The sequence below is a fragment of the Bradyrhizobium sp. CIR48 genome, from assembly GCF_014198315.1.
Classification (GTDB): domain Bacteria; phylum Pseudomonadota; class Alphaproteobacteria; order Rhizobiales; family Xanthobacteraceae; genus Bradyrhizobium.
Window position 1 is genome coordinate 524,391 of the sequence record NZ_JACIHG010000004.1, and the last position, 19,309, is coordinate 543,699.

Consider the following 19,309-nt stretch of genomic DNA (forward strand, 5'->3'; position numbering starts at 1 on the left):
TACGCGCCATGAACTTCGACTTCTCCGACGACCAGAAGCAGCTCCGCGATCAGGCGCGCAAATTCCTCACCGAAAAATGCTCGCCGAAGGCGGTGCGTGTGGCGCTCGACGGCAAGGCGCCTTACGACAAGGAGCTCTGGAAGGGCCTCGCCGAAATGGGTTTCCTCGGCGTCGCGATCCCAGAGGAGTTCGGCGGCGCGGGCGCCGGTCATCTCGAGCTCTGCGTGATCGCCGAGGAGATGGGCCGCGCGAACGCGCCGGTGCCGTTCTCGTCGACCGTGTATCTCGCCGCCGAAGCGCTGTTGATCGCCGGCAGCGACGCGCAAAAGAAGAAATGGCTGCCGGCGATTGCCTCGGGCGAGGCGATCGGCACGCTGGCGCTGTTCGAGGGCAAGGGCAATCCCGCGCCGAAGAACGTCAAGCTGACGGCTGCGAACGGCGTGCTCAACGGCGTCAAGAAACCGGTCGCCGATGGTGCGATTGCCGACTTCGCCGTGGTTGCCGCCCGCACAGGTTCGAGCGGACGCGACGGTGATATCTCGCTGTTCCTGGTTGATCTCAAAGCCGGCGGCGTCGAGGTGAAAAGTCTCACCAATCTCGATCCGACCCGCGGGCAGGCCGAGATCACCTTCAAAGACTGCAAGGCCGAGCCACTGGGTGCCGCCGGCGAAGGCTGGAGCATCCTCACCCAGGTGCTCGACCGCGCCGCGGTATTGTGTGCGTTCGAGCAGGTCGGCGGCTCCGACCGCGCGCTGGAGATGGGCCGCGACTACGCGCTCGACCGCATCGCCTTCGGTCGCCAGATCGGCTCGTTCCAGGCGGTGAAGCACATGCTCGCCGACATGTATGTCTCGGCCACGCTGGCGCGCTCGAACAGCTATTACGGCGCCTGGGCGCTCTCGACCAACGCGGCTGAATTGCCGGAAGCCGCTGCTGCCGCACGCATCAGCGCGACGCAGGCATTCCAGCACTGCGCCAAGAACAACATCCAGGTTCACGGCGGCATGGGCTTCACCTGGGAGTTCGACTGCCACATGTACTACCGCCGCGCCAACGCGATGGCGCTGGGGCTGGGGAGCCTGTCCTATTGGGAAGACCAGTTGATCGACCGCATGCGGAAGAAGAACGCGGCGTAATTAGGTTCGTAGGGTGGGTTAGTCCTGCGGATGCGCGAAGCGCGATCCGCTGGGCGTAACCCACCACTTCCGTCGACGAGGAAACCAAAGAGGTGAGTTACGCCTTCGGCTAACCCACCCTACGAAGGTAAGAAGACGACCATGAACTTCGACGACACCCCGCAGGAAGCCGAATTTCGCGCCACCGCCCGCGCCTGGATCAGCGCGAATGCGCCCACGCAATATGAGGAAGAGCTGCGCAAATCCTCGCTCGGCCGCACCGTGCTCAAGAACGCCAACATTCTTGAGGTCGCAAAAGCCTGGCAGAAGAAGAAGGCCGACTCCGGTTGGGCCTGCCTGCACTGGCCGAAGGAGTATGGCGGGCGCGGCGCCTCGCCGATCGAGCGGGTGATCTGGCAGCAGGAGGAAGGGCCCTTTGGCCAACTCTCCCGCATGTTCATCATCGGCCACGGCATGTGCGGGCCGACCATGATGGCGTTCGCGCGCGAGGAGCATAAGCGGACCTATCTGCCGCCGCTGGCTTCCGGCGAAAAAGTCTGGTGCCAGCTGTTCTCCGAGCCGGCCGGCGGCTCCGACGTCGCGGGCTTGCGCACGCGCGCCGAGAAGGACGGCGACGACTGGGTCATCAACGGGCAGAAGATCTGGACCTCGGGCGCGCATTATTCCGACTACGGCATCCTGCTGACGCGCACCGATCCCACCGTGCCCAAGCACAAGGGCCTCACCATGTTCTTCCTGGACATGAAGAGCCCCGGCGTCGAGGTGCGGCCGATCAAGCAGGCCAGCGGCGCCTCCGACTTCAACGAGGTCTATTTCACCAATGTCCGCATTCCCGATCATCAGCGCCTCGGCGAGGTCGGTGACGGCTGGAACGTCTCGCTGACCACGCTGATGAATGAGCGCAGCGCGATCGGCGCGGCCGTCTCGACCGGCTTTCCTGAATTGTTCGAATATTGCTCCAGCCTGATGCTCGACGACGGCCCCGCGATCGAGGATCGCGCGGTGCGCTCGAAATTGGCGAATTGGGCGGTGAAGGCGAGCGGGCTGAAATACACCAGCATGCGCGCGATCTCGGCGCTGTCGAAAGGCGAGCGGCCGGGGCCGGAGAATTCCATCGGCAAGCTGGTGGCGGGCTCGATGATCCAGGACGTTGCGACCTACGCGCTGGATTTGCAGGGTGCGAGCGGCGTCGTCAGCGGCGAGGATGGCGAGCTCGCCGGCCGTTTCCAGGCGATGCTGCTGCGTGCGCCCGGCACGCGTGTCGAAGGCGGCACCGACGAGATCATGCGCAACATCATCGCCGAGCGGGTGCTGGGCCTGCCCGGTGATATCCGTGTCGACAAGGACGTGCCCTTCAACAAGATCCCGACGAAGGGAAGAGGCTAGAATCATAGAGTGGGCAAAGGCGCGGCACGCGCCGTGCCCACGAATTCTATCGAGGGAAAGTGGTGGGCACGCTTCGCTTTGTCCACCCTACGCACTGATCAAGGATCGAGAGGGCCGTTATGAATTTCGACGACACCCCGCAGGAAGCCGCATTCCGCCAGACCGCGCGCCAATGGGTCGAGGCCAATGCGCCTAGGGAGTTGTACGCCGAGCTGTCAAAATCCTCGCTCGGGCGCATTCGGCTTGCCAAGCAAGATATCGTCGAGGTCGGCAAAGCCTGGCAGAAGAAGAAGTTCGAGGGCAATTGGGCCTGCCTGCACTGGCCGAAGGAATATGGTGGCCGCGGCGCGACGCCGATCGAGAAGGTGATCTGGCAGCAGGAGGAGGGGGTCTACGGCAAGCTGACGCAGCCGTTCCAGATCGGCGAAGGCATGTGCGGCCCGACCGTGATGGCGTTCGGCAGCGAGGATGCCAAGCGCCGCTATCTGCCGAAGCTGGCTTCGGGCGAGGAGATCTGGTGCCAGCTGTTCTCCGAGCCGTCTGCCGGCTCGGACGTCGCCGGCTTGCGCACCCGCGCGGAGAAGAAGGGCGACAATTGGGTCGTCAACGGCCAGAAGATCTGGACCTCTGGCGCGCATTACTCCGACTATGGTCTGTTGATCGCGCGGACCGATCCGAACGTGCCCAAGCACAAGGGCCTCACCATGTTCTTCCTGGACATGAAGAGCCCCGGCGTCGAGGTGCGTCCGATCAGGCAGGCCAATGGCATGCAGGAGTTCAACGAGGTCTATTTCACCGACGTCGTCATCCCCGACAGCCAGCGGTTAGGGGCCGTCGGCGAGGGCTGGAGCGTCTCGCTGACCACGCTGATGAACGAGCGCATGTCGATCGGCTCGCGCCTTGCGACCGGCGTGCCTGAAATGTTCGAGTTCTGCTCCAACCTGATGCTGGAAGATGGCCTCGCGATTGACGATCCCGCGGTGCGCTCGAAGCTGGCGAGCTGGGCGGCGAAGTCGAGCGGGCTGAAATATACCAGCTATCGCACGATCTCGGCGCTGTCGAAGGGCGAGCGGCCGGGTCCGGAGAACTCGATCGGCAAGCTGGTGTCGGGCATGATGCTGCAGGACATCGCGACCTACGCCATGGACCTGCAGGGGGCGGCCGGTGTTCTCGCCGGCAATGACGAGGAGACGGTGCAGGGCCAGTTCCAGCAGATGCTGCTGTCCTCGCCCTCGATGCGCATCGCCGGCGGCACCGACGAGATCCTGCGCAACATCATCGCCGAGCGCGTGCTGGGCCTGCCCGGCGACATCCGCGTCGACAAGGACGTGCCGTATAACAAGATCCCGACCAAGGGGCGATGATCTCACCTCTCGCTGTATCTCGTAGGGTGGGCAAAGCGAAGCGTGCCCACCATATGCAGATGCTCCGGAGCAAGCCTGTCGGTGGGCACGGCGCGATGCGCCTTTGCCCACCCTACGAAGAAAGCGACGCGAGCTGAACCATGGACGCTACAGTCAAACAGAACGATCGCATCGGCGTGCTCGAAGAGCTCCTCAACGAGCGCTACTCCGTCCGCGCCTTCCTTCCCAAAGAGGTCGACCGCGCGACCATCGAGCATGTGCTGACCACCGCGCAGCGCACCGCGTCCTGGTGCAACAGTCAGCCCTGGCAGGTGATCATCGCCAGTGGGGAGGCCAAGGAGCGCTTCCGGAAGCTGATCTACACGGAGGCCTCAGGCGGTCTCGGCGACGATTACGATTTCACCCCGCCGCGCGAATATGTCGGTGTCTATCTCGAACGCCGCCGCGAAAGCGGCTTTCAGCTCTACAACACGCTCGGCATCGCCCGCGGCGACAGGGGCGCCTACGCCAGGCAGGCGCTGGAGAACTACAATTTCTTCGGCGCGCCGCATGTCGCCATCATCCACACCAACGAGCCTCTCGGCATCTACGGTGCGATCGATTGCGGCGCCTATGTCTCCAATTTCATGCTGGCCGCGCAGGCGCTCGGGCTCGGCACGATTCCGCAGGCGGCACTCGCGCGGCATTCCGGACTGATCCGCCGCCATTTCAATCTGCCCGACGATCGCCGCGTCGTCTGCGGCATTTCGTTCGGCTATGCCGACGACGCTCACAAGGTCAACAGCTACCGCACCTCGCGCGCCAGCGTGGCCGAGACCGTGACCTTCGCGGACGAGTGATCAAGCGGCGATAGCTTCCGCTATCGCTGTCGGACGCGCGCGAAGACGGCCGTGGAAACGGCCGCCTTCATCTTCATCTAAGTCCTTGAGGACGCCGGCCGTCAGCCGCCGCTGCCGCCGATCACGGCCCGAACGGTCTCGTCCGGGCCAAAATCCTCGGCGCCATCGACATAGAGCAGCGCGGCGAGCTTCGAGCGCGCGCGGTTGACGCGGCTCTTGATCGTGCCGACTGCGCAGCCGCAGATCGAGGCCGCGTCTTCGTAGGAGAAGCCGGAGGCGCCGACCAGAATCAGCGCTTCGCGCTGGTCCTGCGGAAGCTTATCGAGCGCCGTGCGAAACTCCTCGAACTCGAGATGCGCGTTCTGCGACGGCTGTGTCTTCAGCGTCTTGGCGTAGTTGCCTTCGGCATCCTCGACCTCGCGCCGCCGCTTGCGATAGTCGGAGCGGAAAAGGTTGCGCAGGATCGTGAACAGCCATGCCGGCAGATTGGAGCCAGGCTGGAACGAGTCGATGTTGGCGAGCGCGCGGAGCAGCGTCTCCTGGACCAAATCATCGGCGCGGTCCGCATTGCCGCTGAGCGAAATGGCGAACGCGCGCAGACTGGGCACGGCCGCCAGGATGTCGTTACGCAGGGAGTCCGTGAGAGGCATTAATCCCTCCCATTGTTGTCGTTGGATCCGCCTTCATGTCCCACGTGGGGTGTCGCTCCCGGCGCATCAAGCTTCTTGATCAGTTCTGCGAACCGATCTGGAACCCCTTGTCGCACCACATCATCATACATGGCGCGCAACTGGTGCCCGATCCGGGATTGAATCTCCGGAGTGAGGCCTCCCTTGCCGGGGGTCGTGCTTCTGCTGGCTTGAGACTTGAGATCTTTCATGACCTGTTCCACGTTTCCCCGAGTTAAGTGACTGTAAAATCGAGAGGTTTTCTCAACCGGGAGCCGTTCCCTGGATAGGCTCAATTCCAGGTTCGATAAAAAGTTCCCGCTCAGACGGAACTTTTCTTGGCCTGAGGCGTAATCAGCCCAGCAGGGGAACCCGGGCCCCCCTCGGATTGCCTGGACGTCAAGGTTGGCCCCGAAGATGAATGGAGTGGGGATGTCCCGTTCACAGCTTGTTGCTGAACACTTGCCGTTGTTGCGCCGGTACGCACGCGCCCTGACGGGCAGCCAGGCCTCCGGTGACGCCTATGTCGCAGCCATGTTGGAAGCCATGCTGGGGGATCCGTCGGTGCTCGACGAGAGCCATGGACCGCGGGCCGGCCTGTTCAGGCTGTTCACCCAGATCTGGAATTCGGTCTCCGTCAACGATGATTCCGAGGTGACGACCTTGCCGATGCCGCCGGAGCGGCGGCTGTCGAACATCACGCCGCTGCCGCGCCAGGCCTTCCTGCTGCTTTCGCTGGAGGGATTCTCGGAAGAGGAAGTCGGCTACATCCTCGGCACCGACGTCGCCGAGACGCGGCGGCTTGCGGATGCCGCCGGACGCGAGATGGCCGCCGAGATCGCCACCGACGTGCTGATCATCGAGGACGAGACCTTCATCGCCATGGACCTCGAGAGCCTGGTGAAGAATCTCGGCCACAACGTCGTCGGCGTTGCCCGCACCCATGCCGATGCGGTGGCGCTGGCCAAGAACAGGCGGCCCGGCCTGATCCTCGCCGACATCCAGCTCGCCGACGGCTCGTCGGGCCTGGACGCCGTCAACGAGCTGCTCCGCACCTTCGAGGTGCCCGTGGTGTTCATCACCGCGTACCCGGAGCGCTTCCTCACCGGCGAGCGGCCCGAGCCGGCATTCCTGATCTCAAAACCGTTCCAGCCCGCGATGGTGTCGGCGGTGGCGAGCCAGGCGCTGTTCTTCCAGCGCAACTCGCGCAACCGCACGCCGAAGGCGCCGGCGGCCTGATATTTGCGAAGCGAAATTGATCCGGCGTGCTGCAAGGCACGCCGGATTTTTCGTGTCGCCTGCCGTGCTTGACGTGCGTCGGCTTCGCCGCTCATACCTCCTGCATTGATCCCAGCCGGAGATGTGCCCATGGACCAGCAACTCCTCGATCGCCTCGCCATTCGCGACCTCGTCGAGAACTGGGCGGTCTGGCGCGATGCCGGTGACTGGGAGCGCTTTGCCACGGTCTGGCATGAAGAGGGCTGGATGTCCGCCACCTGGTTTCAGGGGCCGGCGCGGGATTTCATGCGCGTCAGCCAGGAGGGCTTTGCCAGGGGCGTGCGCATCCTGCATTTCCTTGGCGGCACCAGCATCGATCTCGCAGGCGAGCGGGCCATCGCGCAGAGCAAGATGACGATCTCGCAGCGTGCCCCGGTGCATGACGTGGTCTGCGACGTCGTCTGCACCGGGCGCTTCTACGATTTCCTGGAGAAGCGGCAGGGGAAGTGGGGCATCGTCCGCCGCCAGCCGATCTACGAGAAGGACCGGATCGACCCGGTCGATCCCGCAGCAGAGCTCCGCCTCGACCAGACCGCGCTGGCCGCATTGCCCGAAGGCTATCGCCACCTCGCCTACATGCAGGAGCTGATCGGCTACAAAGGTCAAGCGCGACATGCCGGGCCTGATCGGACCCGAGGTCGAGAAGCTCTATGGCGAAGGGCGCGACTGGCTGGCGGGGAAGTGAACCCCAGACAAAAGTAAGGCGCGACTGGCATCACCACAGTCGCGCCCTACGTCACCGGCTTATGGGGCAGGGGGGAATAGCCGGCTGTTGAGACGACTCCAGTCTGCGAAAGTCGTTCCACCCCTCGCGAAATATTTTGCGCACGCTGTCGTATTTGTCGCACACGGTTAAGTGATCGTAACCGCTAAGAACCCCTGATCCTTCACCGGCGTTGTTCCCGCGATCGCCATGGGGCGAGGGATCGACAGCCATGTCACAGATTCATAAGGTATTTTTGAGCGTCGTTGCCGCTGCTGCGACGCTCGGTGCCGTGCAACTGGCCTCGGGTCATGATCTGGCAGACCGCTGGCAGGCGGTCGCCGACAAGGCCGACAAGCCCGGCCACAATGTCAATCGGACCGGCAAGGCCGACCGGCTCGCCGAGATCAAACAGGCAGCTGTTCCGACCCGCACCGTCTCGATGCGGCTGAATGACCTCGCCGACACCTCGGTGCTGCTGCGGGTCCCCGCGGTGATCGAGACCGGTAATGCCAAGCCGCCGGGGCTGCTCCAGAACCAGAAGAAGGTGCGCAACAGGCCGACGATCGCCTGCGAGCCGATGGTCAGCTCCCTGACCGAGGTCGCAAAGCTGCTCCAGCCCGGCCGCTGCGTGACCTGATCCGCCCGGGCGCCGGATAGATCGCTCTCCCGTTTGGAGGACGATTCTTCACGTCCACTTGATCCCCTCTACGCTCGCGTTATATCCCGGGTTTCTTCCCTTTCGTTTTGACCGGGTAAACGCATGACGACGTCAGACACGGCTGTGCATACGCAGCCCTTCCAGGCCGAGGTTTCCGAGCTTTTGCACCTCATGGTGCACTCCGTCTATTCCGAGACCGACATCTTTCTGCGCGAGCTCATCTCCAACGCGTCGGACGCCTGCGACAAGCTGCGCTATGAGGCAATCGCAAGTCCTTCGCTGCTCGGCGAGGGTGACGCGCTCACGATCCGCATCATCCCGAACAAGGCGGCCGGGACGCTCACGATCGCCGACAACGGCATCGGCATGGAGCGGCAGGAGCTGATCGACCATCTCGGCACCATCGCCCGCTCCGGCACCAAGGCATTCGTGTCGAAGCTGAAGGAGGCCAAGGACGGCCTCGGCCTGATCGGCCAGTTCGGCGTCGGCTTCTATTCCGCCTTCATGGTCGCCGACAGGATCGTCGTGGTCAGCCGCCGTGCCGGCGAGAGCGACGTCTGGACCTGGACGTCCTCCGGCGGCTCCGGCTTCGAAATCGCCCGTGCCGGCGACGAGGAGGCGGCGCGCCTGGCGCGCGGTACCGAGATCGTCCTGCACCTGAAGGAGGACGCCAAGAAATATCTCGAGAGCTTCGAGATCGAGCGCATCGTCGGTGCCTATTCCGACAACATCCTGTTCCCGATCGAGCTGGTGCCGGAAGAAGGCGAGCCCCGTCAGATCAATTCGGCCAGCGCGCTGTGGCAACGCTCGAAATCCGAGCTGACGCCGGAGGACTACAAGAAGGCCTATCAGCAGATCGCGTCCGCCTTCGACGATCCCGCGATGACGCTGCATTACCGCGCCGAAGGCCGCTACTCCTACGCGGTGCTGCTGTTCGCGCCCTCGACCAAGCCGTTCGACCTGTTCGAGCCGAACCGCAAGGGCCGGGTGAAGCTTTACGTCCGCCGCGTCTTCATCACCGATGATGCCGATCTGTTGCCGGGGTATCTGCGCTTCATCCGCGGCGTCGTCGACAGCGAGGATCTCCCGCTCAACATCTCGCGCGAGATGCTGCAGAACAATCCGCAGCTGGCGCAGATCCGCAAGGCCGTGGCGACCCGGGTCGTGTCGGAGCTCGAAAGCCTGGCCGAGAAGGATCCGGAGAACTTCGCCAGGATCTGGGACGCGTTCGGCGCGGTGCTCAAGGAAGGCATTTACGAGGATTTCGAGCGGCGCGAAAAGCTGCTGGCACTGTCGCGCTTCACCACGACATCGGGCGAGAAGCGGTCGCTGAAGCAGGTCATCGCCGATTTCAAGCCGAACCAGACCGAGATCTATTATCTCGTCGGCGACAGTATCGAGCGGCTGAAATCCAATCCGCGGCTGGAGGCTGCGACCGCGCGCGGCATCGAGGTGCTGCTGCTGTCCGATCCCGTCGATGCGTTCTGGACCTCGATGCCGTCGGAGTTCGACGGCAAGCCGCTGAAGTCGCTGAGCCAGGGCGATCTCAATCTCGACCTGATTCCGCGCGTCGACGACAAGGACGAGGCAAAGAAGGACGAGCCCGAGGCGGATGAAGCGGCCACCATCGCCGTGATCAAGGCCGCGCTCGGCGAGCGGGTCAGCGACGTCAAGGCCTCGACGCGCCTCACCAGTTCGGCCTCCTGCCTCGTCGCCGACAGCCAGGGCCCGAGCCGCGAGCTCGAGCGCATCCTGTCGCAGCAAAACCGCGGCATGAAGACCAAGCCGATCCTGGAGATCAATCTGCGCCATCCGATGGTGGGCGCGATCACCAAGGCGCAGGCCGGCTCGAAGGCGGTCGACGATCTCAGCCTGCTCCTGCTCGAGCAGGCGCAGATCCTGGACGGCGAATTGCCGGAGGATCCGGCTGCGTTTGCCGCAAGGCTGAACCGGCTCGTGCTGCAGGGGCTCGGCGCCTAGCGCCGCAGCCCGCAGCGCTCACCTTGCCGTCATCTGTCCCTAGGAACAGTCGCCTCCGGCCTGGTGTTATGCCATACGAGGCTGCCGGCATCAGATCCGCCGAGGCCGTCGATTCGAGGATTAAGTCCATGCGCCTGTCGATTTTGACCCTCACCGCGATTGCCGCGCTGTTCGTCGCGGCAGATGCCAGCGCCCAGACCTACGATCCGCGCTACCCGGTGTGCATGCACGTTTATACGCCCGGCGGCTTTACCGGTGGTGGCGGCGATTATTTCGACTGCTCCTTCACCTCGCTGCCGCAGTGCCGCGCGAGCGCGTCGGGCCGCGCGGCCAGCTGCGACGTCAACCCGTACTACGCCTTCGACCAGCCGCCGCAGCCGCGCCGGCGTCACAAGAAGGTGCAATAGCGAATCCGCGATGCCTCGTACCGGAACACAGTTCATGCGTTTCTCGTTCGGAATGATCGTGACCGCCGGCGCGGTGCTCGCAGCCGCGCCGTCGCATGCGCAGACTTTTGATCCGCGCTATCCCGTCTGCATGCACGTTTATTCAGGTGCAAACGGGGGAGGTGGGGAGTGGTACGACTGCTCCTTCACCTCGTTGCCGCAGTGCCGCGCCACGGCTTATGGCCGATCCGCGATCTGCGATCTCAATCCGTATTATCCGGTTCACGCGCCGCCGCCGTACTTGCGCTACAGGCGTAGCGGCTAGCGTCGGCAGGTGCTGCGCGCTACTCCTTCCTGCCCCCACAGCTCGACCACCTTGCGCCAGCGCGATCGGTCTCGACCGTCACCACGCCGCCGAACTCACCGGCGTTGCCGTGCGGCGGTAAGGATCACTAGAGTTAACCGCGCCCTAACAGAGTTTTACCTTGTCTCTTAACACCTGGGCAGGGCGCGGGGGCTAGATTGCCTGATGTCAGCAGGCGGCCCGAAAGAATCAACGGCATGACCCCCGGTGTCATCGAACGACAAAAAGTCGCGCGCGCGCCTTCGGCTTCAAAGATATGGCTGAAGGCCATCGAGCTCACGGCGCGGATCGAGACGCTGCCGGGGCGTCTGTTCGCCGACGTCATCGACGATTGGGCGCAGCGCCAGCCCGACCGCGTCGCGCTGATCACCGACGAAGCAAGCCTCGACTATGAAGGCTTGTCGAAGCGCATCAACCGCTACGCGCGCTGGGCGCGCTCGGCCGGCGTGGCCAAGGGTGATACGGTCGCGTTGATCATGCCGAACGGCATCGATTATGTCGCGGCCTGGCTCGGCATCAGCCGGATCGGCGGTGTGGCGGCGCTGCTCAACACCAGGCTGGTGGGACCCTCGCTCGCGCATTGCCTCGATGTCGCAAAGCCCTCGCATATCATCGTTGCGCAGGAGCTGACGCAGATGCTGGAGAGCGCAACGCCGCACCTGAAGACGCAGGCCAAGGTCTGGACGCATGGCGATGCCCGCAGCGAGCGCGCCATCGACGTCGCCCTCGCGGCGCTGGACGACGCTCCTTTGTCGCCGGAGGAGCACGGCGAGGTCACCATCGATGACCGTGCGCTGCTGATCTACACCTCGGGCACCACCGGCCTGCCGAAGGCTGCCAGCATCAGCCACCGCCGCATTCTCAATTGGGGCTTTTGGTTCGCCGGCCTCACCGGCGCGAGCCCGCAAGACCGGCTCTACGATTGCCTGCCGCTGTTCCACTCGGTCGGCGGCATCGTCGCGCCCTGTAGCATGCTCGCTGCGGGCGGCTCGGTGGTGATCGCGGAGAAATTCTCGGCCTCGCATTTCTGGTCCGACATCGTGCGCCATGACTGCACGCTGTTTCAATATATCGGCGAGCTCTGCCGTTATCTGCTCAAGGCGGCGCCGTCGGAATATGAGAACCGGCATCGTCTCCGCCTCGTCTGCGGCAACGGCCTGCGCGGTGACATCTGGGAAGACTTTCAGGCGCGTTTCGCCATTCCGCGCATCCTCGAATTCTATGCGGCGACGGAAGGCAATTTCTCGCTGTTCAACGTCGAGGGGCAGCCCGGCGCGATCGGTCGCATCCCACCGCTGCTGGCGCATCGCTTCCCTGCCAATCTCGTCAAGCTCGACCCCGACAGCGGCGTGCCGCTGCGCAACGAAGAGGGGTTTTGCCTCGCCTGCGCCCGTGGTGAGGCCGGCGAAGCCATCGGCCGCATCGGCACCGCCGATGAAGGCGGCGGGCGCTTCGAGGGCTACACCGACACCGGCGAGACCGAGAAGAAGATTCTTCGCGATGTCTTTACCAGGGGCGACGCTTGGTTCCGCACCGGCGACCTGATGCGGATCGACGACAAGGGCTTCTTCCATTTCGTCGATCGGATCGGGGATACTTTCCGCTGGAAGGGCGAGAATGTCGCGACCTCGGAGGTGAATGACGCGATGCGCGATTTCACCGGCGTGGTCGATGCCACAACTTACGGCGTCAGCATCCCCGGCGCGGACGGCCGCGCCGGCATGAGCGCGATCGTCGTCAACGAAGGCTTCGACATCGCGGCATTGCCCGCACATCTGGCGCAACGCCTACCGGCCTATGCGCGTCCCGTCTTCATTCGCATCTCCAGCGAGATTGATGCGACCGAGACGTTCAAGCAGAAGAAGGGCGATCTGTCGCGGGAAGGCTTCGATCCCGCCGCGATCTCCGATCCACTTTTCATGGCAGACCCGAAGTCCGGGGCCTATGTGGCGCTCGATACCGAGGCCCATGCGCGAATCGTGGACGGCTCGATCAGGCTGTAAATCCCGCCAAAATCCGCAGATAGGTCCAATTTTATCTGAATTGTCCAAGAAGCCATTTACTTCTGTCGGGTAAACAGGCGGCCATGGGGAGGCGGCCAGCAAGAGCCGCCGCAACACCAACGATAACAAAGCGAGCCAGCCATGTCGGTAAGGTCTAAGGTCATTGACGCGATCCAGCAGATCGCCAAAGAGCAGCACGTCACGCTTCCCGCGCTCTCGGACGATCTGTCGCTGCACGAGACGGGTTTCGACTCGCTCGCCTTCGCCATCCTGGTCGCGCGCCTCGAGGACGAGACCGGCGTCGACCCCTTCACCATCTCCGAGGACGCAGCGTTTCCCGCCACGGTGGGCGATTTCGTGCGGGCCTACGAAAATGTCCCCGCGTGAGATCTTTGCGCTTCGCGACCATCTCGGCGCGGAGCTGACCGGCCGTACGCTGTCGGACGCGCAAACCTGCGTGTCGCTGACCGATATCCTGTCGCAGTCGGTCCTGGGCGGCCGCCTGCGCGAATTGTCCGGCCGCTCCGTGCTGCTCAAATTGTCCGACCAGCTCCGGTCGGGTCTTGCCATGATCGAGCTCGACGGCATCGCCCGTCGCATGCTGCTGTGCCCGCCCGATCTCAATCCGTCGCATCTCGAGGCATTGATCGCCGATGCCGAGATCGACGCCGTCGTGACCGACGAATCCGATCGCTGGGCCGGGACTGGCGTCCCGCTCATCGTCACCGCGCAATTGCCGCTCGAAGCCACCGCGCCGGCCAAGACCGAACGCGCGACGGAATGGCTGATGCTCACCTCGGGCACTTCAGGCGTGCCGAAGATCGCCGGCCACACGCTGGAGGCGCTGACCGGTGCGATCGTTGCCGAAGGCACCGCGCGCGGCCCGGCGCCGGTCTGGGCGACCTTCTATGACATCCGCCGCTATGGCGGCCTGCAAATCTTCCTCCGCGCCGTCCTTTCCGGCGGCTCGATGGTGCTGTCCGATCCCCATGAGACGCTCGGTGATCACGTCGCGCGGCTGAAGGCGCGCGGCGTCTCGCACATCTCCGGCACGCCCTCGCACTGGCGCAAGCTTCTGATGAGCGGTTCGGCCGCGCAGTTCGCCCCTCGCTACGTCCGCCTCTCCGGTGAAATCGCCGACCAGGCGGTGCTCGACGGGCTGAAGGCGGCATTCCCCAATTCCTCCGTCGGTCACGCCTATGCCTCGACCGAAGCCGGCGTCGGCTTTGCCGTCAATGACGGGTTGGAAGGCTTTCCGGCCGACTATCTCGGCAATCGCAACGGCGTCGAGATGAAAGTGGTCGAGGGGTCGCTGCGTATCCGTTCGACGCGCACCGCGCATGCCTATGTCGGCCGCAATGCTGCCGCGCTCACCGATGACGACGGATTTGTCGACAGCGGCGACATCGTCGAGCTGCGCGGCGAGCGCTACTATTTCGTCGGCCGCCGCGGCGGCATCATCAATATCGGCGGACTGAAGGTCCACCCCGAAGAAATCGAGGCGGTCATCAACCGCCATCCCGACGTGCGGATGTCGCGGGCCAAATCGCGCAAGAGCCCGATCACCGGCGGCATCGTGGTCGCCGATGTGATCCTCACCGAGGGCACCGATCCCGCCCGGGCGAAGGAGATCCGCGACCAGATCCTGGAGCGGTGCCGCGCGCAGCTCGCGTCCCACAAGGTGCCGGCGGTGATCCGCTTCGTCGAGGCGCTCGACGTCACCCCGGCCGGAAAACTGGCGCGCACCGATGCATAATGTCCTCGTCACCGGCGGCAGCCGCGGCATCGGCCTTGCGATCGGCAAGCGCCTCTCCGGCGCCGGCTACAACGTGGTCGCGGCCGCCCGGCGCGAGAGCGAAGAGCTCAAGGCCGCGATTGCGGGCTCCGAAGGGCGCCTGCATTTCCGCGCCTGCGACCTTGCCGTGATCGACGCCATTCCGGCTTTTGCAAAACTCGTGCGCGACGAGTTCGGCCCGACCTACGGCCTCGTCAACAATGCCGGCCTCGGCACCGAAGGCCTGCTCGCCACCATGCATAATTCCGAGATCGAGGCGCTGGTGCAGCTCAACGTGCTGTCGCCGATCATCCTCACCAAATATGTGGCACGGCAGATGATGGCCGATGGCGCCGGCCGCATCGTCAACATCTCCTCGATCATCGCGACCACCGGCTATAACGGCCTGTCCGTCTATGGTGCGACCAAGGCGGCTGCCACCGGCTTCACCCGCTCGCTGGCGCGCGAGGTCGGCAAGCTCGGCATCACCGTGAACGCGATCGCGCCGGGTTTCATCAACACCGAGCTCACGCACAATCTGTCCGACGAGGCGCGCAAGCGCATCGCCGGCCGCAGCGCGCTGCGCCGCCTGCCGGAGACGGACGACGTCGCGCGCATGGTAGAATATCTCTTGGGCGAAGGCGGCCGCAACGTCACCGGGACGGTGTTTACTGTCGACGCGGGGAATACGGCCTAGGCGGAACTCCGCCGTCATGATTGCGTTGATCCGGCACAATGACATCCAGCCGGATTTGGTCGTAAGATGCCCCGCAATCGATTGGGTTACGTCAATCGATCTGCCCTAATCGACAAGGAGCAGTCCATGACCATGCCCAGCATGACCGCTTCAAATCAGGGCCGGACCGAGCAATCCCGCGCGAAGCAGGACGATGCCCGTTGCCCGCCGATGACGCACCAGAATTCCGGCGGTCATGGCCACGAAATGTACCCGCAGCAATTCGTGCGCCTGGTCGGCTGCCATGATGCGTCTCTCGATAGCTTGCGCAAGCGTCAGGACGAGAAGCTGCATTAGCAGCTCACGTCCGGTGCTTCGGCGGGTCTTTCGGCAGGTCAATCCGCTCATGTGAAAATTCCGGCGGCCCTTCGGTGAGGCGGCGGATGCGGCGGTCGCGTTCGTCCACGGGCAATGCCGGATCGAGCAGCGTCTCGATCTCGTGGACCGCGATCTCTTCGATCCTGGTGGCGTCCGATGCGATCGGATGCGCCGAGGAGTGGACCGGGGGCGCGATCTTCAGGCCCAGCTCGATCAGTTTGCAGATCGCATCCGAGCGGGTCAGTTGATGGGCTTCAGCCCAGGCATCGACGGCTGCTGTCAGTCTTTCGGGCATCTTCACCGCGCTGATCGGGTCGATGCCCGTGCGCCGGCGGACCGGAGAGGTGGAGTCCTTGCTGCCGAAGTCGGACACCTCGATCATCCCATGCAACCCTTGGAGCTGAGGACAATAGCCGTTCTTCCCGGCCGGCCGCTTGATGCCGATCAATGACACGCTACGGCATTGCAACGCGGCCTCATCTTGTTGCTGCCCTATCTTGTTGTCTGGAACCGTTTCGGCCAATGATTGAAAGGGCCGCCGGCCGGCGAACCCGGATCGATCCTGCCACGTATTTGTTTCGCATTCCAACCATCCGGCATCCCCGATGACCTCAGGCGAATCCTTCTATGGCGGCATTCCCGTCTTCCGCGGCTTCACCAGCCTGATGGACCCTGCGCTCTATGTGCCGCTGCCGGACGATTGGAGCATCGGCGTCGCCGATATCGTCGATTCCACCAAGGCGATCGCGGCGCAGCGCTACAAGGCGGTGAACATGGCCGGCGCCGCCGTGATCGCGGCGGTGATGAACGCATTGGAGGGGCGCGAATTCCCCTTCGTGTTCGGCGGCGATGGCGCGAGCTTTGCGGTTGCGCCAGGCGACCTCGAACCTGCCCGAGAGGCGCTGGCGGCAACCGCGACCTGGGTGCGGGAAGATCTCGATCTGACGATGCGGGTCGCGCTGGTGCCGGTCAGCGCCATCCGCGCGCAGGGCCTCGACGTGCGCGTCGCGCGCTTCGGGCCGTCGGCTAACCTGTCCTATGCGATGTTCTCGGGCGGCGGGCTCGCCTTCGCCGATGCCGCAATGAAGCGCGGGGAATTTGCCGTGCCGGCAGCGCCGGCGGGCACGCAGCCCGATCTCTCGGGCCTGTCCTGCCGCTTCGAGGTGATACCGGCCTCACGTGGGCTGATCCTCTCGGTTCTGGTGATGCCGGCGCGCGGCGCCGACCCGCATGCCTTCCGCAAGGTGATCGAGGACATTATCCATCTCGTCGAGCGCAGCCCGGACGGCGCCCGCCCGGTGCCGCCGCAGGGACCGCCGCTGAAATGGCCGCCGCAGGGGCTGGAATACGAAGCCCGCACCAGGCGCGGTGGTCCGCTGCTCGCGCGCCGCGCCAGCGTGCTGGCCTATACGCTGTTCGTCTATCTGATCATGCGCTTCGACCTCAACGTCGGCGGTTTCGTGCCCAACGTCTACAGGCGTCAGGTGGTCGAGAACTCGGACTTCAGGAAATTTGACGACGGCCTGCGCATGATCCTCGACTGCACGCCGCAGCTCGAGCGCGCGCTGAGCGACCGACTGGCGGCGGCTGCGCGCGAGGGTATCGTGCGCTACGGTCTCTACCAGCAGGACGCCGCCATGATGACCTGCTTCACGCCGTCGGCGTTGCGCAGTGATCACGTCCATTTCATCGATGGCGCGCGGGGCGGCTACGCCTCGGCGGCGACGGCGCTGAAGGCGATGGTGGCGTGAAGCGTCAGCGTCCCGCCCGCGTCCAGGTCTCGCCGCCGCAGAGCGCGCCGACGCAGCCTTCGACCCGCAGCGAATCCGCTCCCGTCACGGAGATGCTGCTGGCATAGGTACTGCCGTCGTCGGCATTGTAGATCTGGCCGGACCATTTGTTCGGACCTGACGGCTGCATGCCGCTGAACAATGGCAGGCCGATCATCGGGCGCCTGGCGAGCTCGCGATTGGGGTTCTTGCTGTCGGTGGCGGGCTGGCCGGTCGCGGTGTCGTAGGGCTCGCGCAGCCAGGCGACGACGCCGCAGATGCCGCCGCCGCACTTGCTGATCTTGACGCGCGCATCACCCGCCTGGGTCAGCCATGTCCCATCGGCGCTCTGCGCATGCGCGGCCGGCGCGCCGAGCAGCGCAGCGAGAAGGACGATGAGAGCAGCGAATCTGGAAGTCATGGAAGAGGCCCCGAAAATGGAGCGCCTCCATAGCAGCCCGGCGGGATAGTGCAACGCTGGCTGGAATCACATTCCTGCGTTCATTTGCCTGCGTTGATGTCCTGCGATCATTTGTCCCAGCGCGCGAAGGCGACCGAGGCCGCAGTCGACAGGCCGAACACCGCCATGGCGCCGCCGACCAGCGCGAACAAGGTCCAGGCCGGCGCCTGCGTCATCATGAGGACGACGCCGCCGATCGCGACGATCAGAAGCCGCGCGGTGGAAGCGAGCACGGGGCCGCCGACGCGCGCCGCGCCTTGCGAGGAGAAGTAGAGCGACACGCCGATGCCGAAGAACACGAAGGTCGGGCCGGCCCAGTGGAAATAGCTGTGCGCGGCGGCGGTGACGCCGGGATCGCGCGTGAAGAGTGCGACCCATAGCGATGGAGCGAGCGCGACGGCGAGGCCGATCAGGCCGACCGTCAATCCGGAAGCTGCAGCGGCGGTCCAGGCCACACGCCGCGCGCGCTTCACCTGTCCGGCGCCCATCGCCATGCCGACCATCGGTACCGATGCGATGCCGAAGGCGAAGGTGATCGGGATTAGCAAGAATTCCAGCCGCGAGCCGATGCCGTAGCCGGCCAGCATCTCGGTGCCGAACGTGGCCAGGATCTTCGTGAAGATCAAAATGGTGAGCACGGTCTGGAGCGGCGACAGGCAGGCCACCGCACCAACCTTGAGGATGTCCAGGAACATCGCGCGCTCGAAATGAAACGCGCGAATATTCAGCGGCAGCCGGCTGCGGCCGGACGCGAGATACCAGAGGAAGAAGATCGCGGCGCAGGTGAACGCGATCAACTGGCCGCTGGCGACCCCCGGCATGCCGAAGGGCTTCACGCCGAACAGGCCGAGCCCCAACGTGCCGCCGAGCGCGATCTGGAGCACGCTGGCGCCGATCAGCGTCATCGAGGGCAGGCGCATGTCGCCGGTGCCGCGGATCACCGAGGCGAGCGTGTTGACGAGCCAGATCGCGACCGCGCCGGAGAACAGCACCTGCGAATAGCCGCTGGCCTCCTCGAGCACGCGATCGCGCCCGCCGAGCAGGGTGAAGAAGGAGCGGCCGAAGACGAGCATCATCACCGTGAAGAACAGCCCGCCGCAGAGGCCGATGATGGCGGCATGCAGCGCCAGCGTCGCGGCGCGGTCACGATCCCCGGCGCCGAGCGCGCGGCTGATCGCGGACGAAACGCCGCCGCCCATCGCGCCCGCGCTCATCATCTGCGTCAGCATCGCGAACGGAAACACCAGCGCGATCGCGGCGAGCGGAATGGTGCCGAGCCGGCCGATATAGGAGGTCTCGGCGATCGCAACCAAAGTGCTGCCGACCATCGCGATCATGTTGGGGATCGCGAGCCGCAGCAGCGTCGGCAGGATCGGCGCAGTCAGCAGGCTGGCGATCGGGGAGGCGACCGGCGCAAGCGGCGGGACGGCGTCTGCAGGGGCGTCGATCGTCATGTTCACCGGGCGGAATTTTAGATGATGCTC

Annotated in this window: 20 protein-coding genes and 1 pseudogene; 16 read left to right on the top strand and 5 right to left on the bottom strand. The window is 64.8% G+C overall.

Going from position 1 to position 19,309, the window contains the following annotated elements:
* Nucleotides 1-8 precede the first annotated feature (8 nt).
* The 4 genes from GGD66_RS16030 (at nt 9) to GGD66_RS16045 (ending at nt 4,725) form a co-directional block, all read left to right on the top strand.
* Nucleotides 9-1,136, top strand: a complete 1,128-nt coding sequence (locus tag GGD66_RS16030) for an acyl-CoA dehydrogenase family protein (RefSeq protein ID WP_183258318.1) — start codon at nt 9-11, stop codon at nt 1,134-1,136.
* A gap of 141 nt (nt 1,137-1,277) precedes the next feature.
* On the top strand, nt 1,278-2,522 hold the full coding sequence (locus tag GGD66_RS16035; protein WP_183258319.1) for an acyl-CoA dehydrogenase: 1,245 nt from the start codon (nt 1,278-1,280) through the stop codon (nt 2,520-2,522).
* Nucleotides 2,523-2,641: 119 nt separating this feature from the next.
* A complete protein-coding gene (locus tag GGD66_RS16040; protein ID WP_183258320.1) occupies nt 2,642-3,886 on the top strand; it encodes an acyl-CoA dehydrogenase in 1,245 nt (414 codons plus the stop codon).
* Nucleotides 3,887-4,026: 140 nt separating this feature from the next.
* Nucleotides 4,027-4,725, top strand: coding sequence for a nitroreductase (locus tag GGD66_RS16045; RefSeq protein ID WP_179731828.1), 699 nt, complete (start codon nt 4,027-4,029; stop codon nt 4,723-4,725).
* A 101-nt stretch (nt 4,726-4,826) separates the two neighbouring features.
* Here the strand turns inward: GGD66_RS16045 and GGD66_RS16050 are convergent, their stop codons facing one another.
* Together GGD66_RS16050 and GGD66_RS16055 are read right to left on the bottom strand one after the other, a co-directional pair.
* The gene (locus GGD66_RS16050) at nt 4,827-5,375 is read right to left on the bottom strand and encodes a sigma-70 family RNA polymerase sigma factor (RefSeq protein WP_018316216.1); all 549 of its coding nucleotides are present in this window, start codon (nt 5,373-5,375) and stop codon (nt 4,827-4,829) included.
* Entirely contained in the window at nt 5,375-5,605 is a 231-nt protein-coding gene (locus GGD66_RS16055) for a NepR family anti-sigma factor (protein ID WP_026201628.1), read from the bottom strand. Before GGD66_RS16055 ends, GGD66_RS16050 begins: the two co-directional genes overlap by 1 nt.
* Before the next feature lie 220 nt (nt 5,606-5,825).
* Here GGD66_RS16055 and GGD66_RS16060 point away from each other — a divergent pair, with 220 nt between their 5' ends.
* The 11 genes and pseudogenes from GGD66_RS16060 (at nt 5,826) to GGD66_RS41495 (ending at nt 15,575) form a co-directional block, all read left to right on the top strand.
* Nucleotides 5,826-6,632, top strand: a complete 807-nt coding sequence (locus GGD66_RS16060) for a response regulator (RefSeq protein WP_177237073.1) — start codon at nt 5,826-5,828, stop codon at nt 6,630-6,632.
* 129 nt (nt 6,633-6,761) lie between these two features.
* Nucleotides 6,762-7,356, top strand: a pseudogene (locus GGD66_RS16065) (nuclear transport factor 2 family protein).
* Nucleotides 7,357-7,606: 250 nt separating this feature from the next.
* Nucleotides 7,607-8,014, top strand: coding sequence for a hypothetical protein (locus GGD66_RS16070; RefSeq protein ID WP_092255590.1), 408 nt, complete (start codon nt 7,607-7,609; stop codon nt 8,012-8,014).
* Between the two features lie 123 nt (nt 8,015-8,137).
* Nucleotides 8,138-10,015 (top strand): molecular chaperone HtpG, encoded by a 1,878-nt coding sequence (gene htpG, locus GGD66_RS16075; RefSeq protein WP_183258321.1) that lies wholly within the window; start codon nt 8,138-8,140, stop codon nt 10,013-10,015.
* A gap of 128 nt (nt 10,016-10,143) precedes the next feature.
* Entirely contained in the window at nt 10,144-10,422 is a 279-nt protein-coding gene (locus GGD66_RS16080; RefSeq protein WP_026201626.1) for a DUF3551 domain-containing protein, read from the top strand.
* A gap of 34 nt (nt 10,423-10,456) precedes the next feature.
* Complete coding sequence (locus GGD66_RS16085) at nt 10,457-10,726, top strand: DUF3551 domain-containing protein (protein ID WP_092255584.1); 270 nt, start codon at nt 10,457-10,459, stop codon at nt 10,724-10,726.
* 227 nt (nt 10,727-10,953) lie between these two features.
* Complete coding sequence (locus GGD66_RS16090; protein WP_183258379.1) at nt 10,954-12,768, top strand: long-chain-acyl-CoA synthetase; 1,815 nt, start codon at nt 10,954-10,956, stop codon at nt 12,766-12,768.
* 141 nt (nt 12,769-12,909) lie between these two features.
* Nucleotides 12,910-13,155, top strand: coding sequence for an acyl carrier protein (locus GGD66_RS16095; RefSeq protein ID WP_008543699.1), 246 nt, complete (start codon nt 12,910-12,912; stop codon nt 13,153-13,155).
* Nucleotides 13,142-14,524, top strand: coding sequence for a class I adenylate-forming enzyme family protein (locus GGD66_RS16100; RefSeq protein ID WP_183258322.1), 1,383 nt, complete (start codon nt 13,142-13,144; stop codon nt 14,522-14,524). The genes GGD66_RS16095 and GGD66_RS16100 overlap by 14 nt, the downstream gene beginning before the upstream one ends.
* Nucleotides 14,517-15,239, top strand: a complete 723-nt coding sequence (locus GGD66_RS16105; RefSeq protein ID WP_183258323.1) for an SDR family NAD(P)-dependent oxidoreductase — start codon at nt 14,517-14,519, stop codon at nt 15,237-15,239. Before GGD66_RS16100 ends, GGD66_RS16105 begins: the two co-directional genes overlap by 8 nt.
* 126 nt (nt 15,240-15,365) lie before the next feature.
* Complete coding sequence (locus tag GGD66_RS41495; RefSeq protein ID WP_092255578.1) at nt 15,366-15,575, top strand: hypothetical protein; 210 nt, start codon at nt 15,366-15,368, stop codon at nt 15,573-15,575.
* 4 nt (nt 15,576-15,579) lie between these two features.
* On the opposite strand, the gene GGD66_RS16115 is transcribed toward GGD66_RS41495, so the two are convergent.
* Complete coding sequence (locus tag GGD66_RS16115) at nt 15,580-15,978, bottom strand: hypothetical protein (RefSeq protein ID WP_183258380.1); 399 nt, start codon at nt 15,976-15,978, stop codon at nt 15,580-15,582.
* 223 nt (nt 15,979-16,201) lie between these two features.
* Between GGD66_RS16115 and GGD66_RS16120 the strand changes: the two genes are divergently transcribed.
* Complete coding sequence (locus GGD66_RS16120) at nt 16,202-17,347, top strand: DUF3095 domain-containing protein (RefSeq protein ID WP_183258324.1); 1,146 nt, start codon at nt 16,202-16,204, stop codon at nt 17,345-17,347.
* Between the two features lie 4 nt (nt 17,348-17,351).
* Here the strand turns inward: GGD66_RS16120 and GGD66_RS16125 are convergent, their stop codons facing one another.
* Both GGD66_RS16125 and GGD66_RS16130 read right to left on the bottom strand, forming a co-directional pair.
* Complete coding sequence (locus tag GGD66_RS16125) at nt 17,352-17,786, bottom strand: DUF2147 domain-containing protein (protein WP_092255570.1); 435 nt, start codon at nt 17,784-17,786, stop codon at nt 17,352-17,354.
* A gap of 107 nt (nt 17,787-17,893) precedes the next feature.
* Nucleotides 17,894-19,279, bottom strand: a complete 1,386-nt coding sequence (locus GGD66_RS16130; RefSeq protein WP_183258325.1) for an MATE family efflux transporter — start codon at nt 19,277-19,279, stop codon at nt 17,894-17,896.
* Between the last annotated feature and the right edge of the window lie 30 nt (nt 19,280-19,309).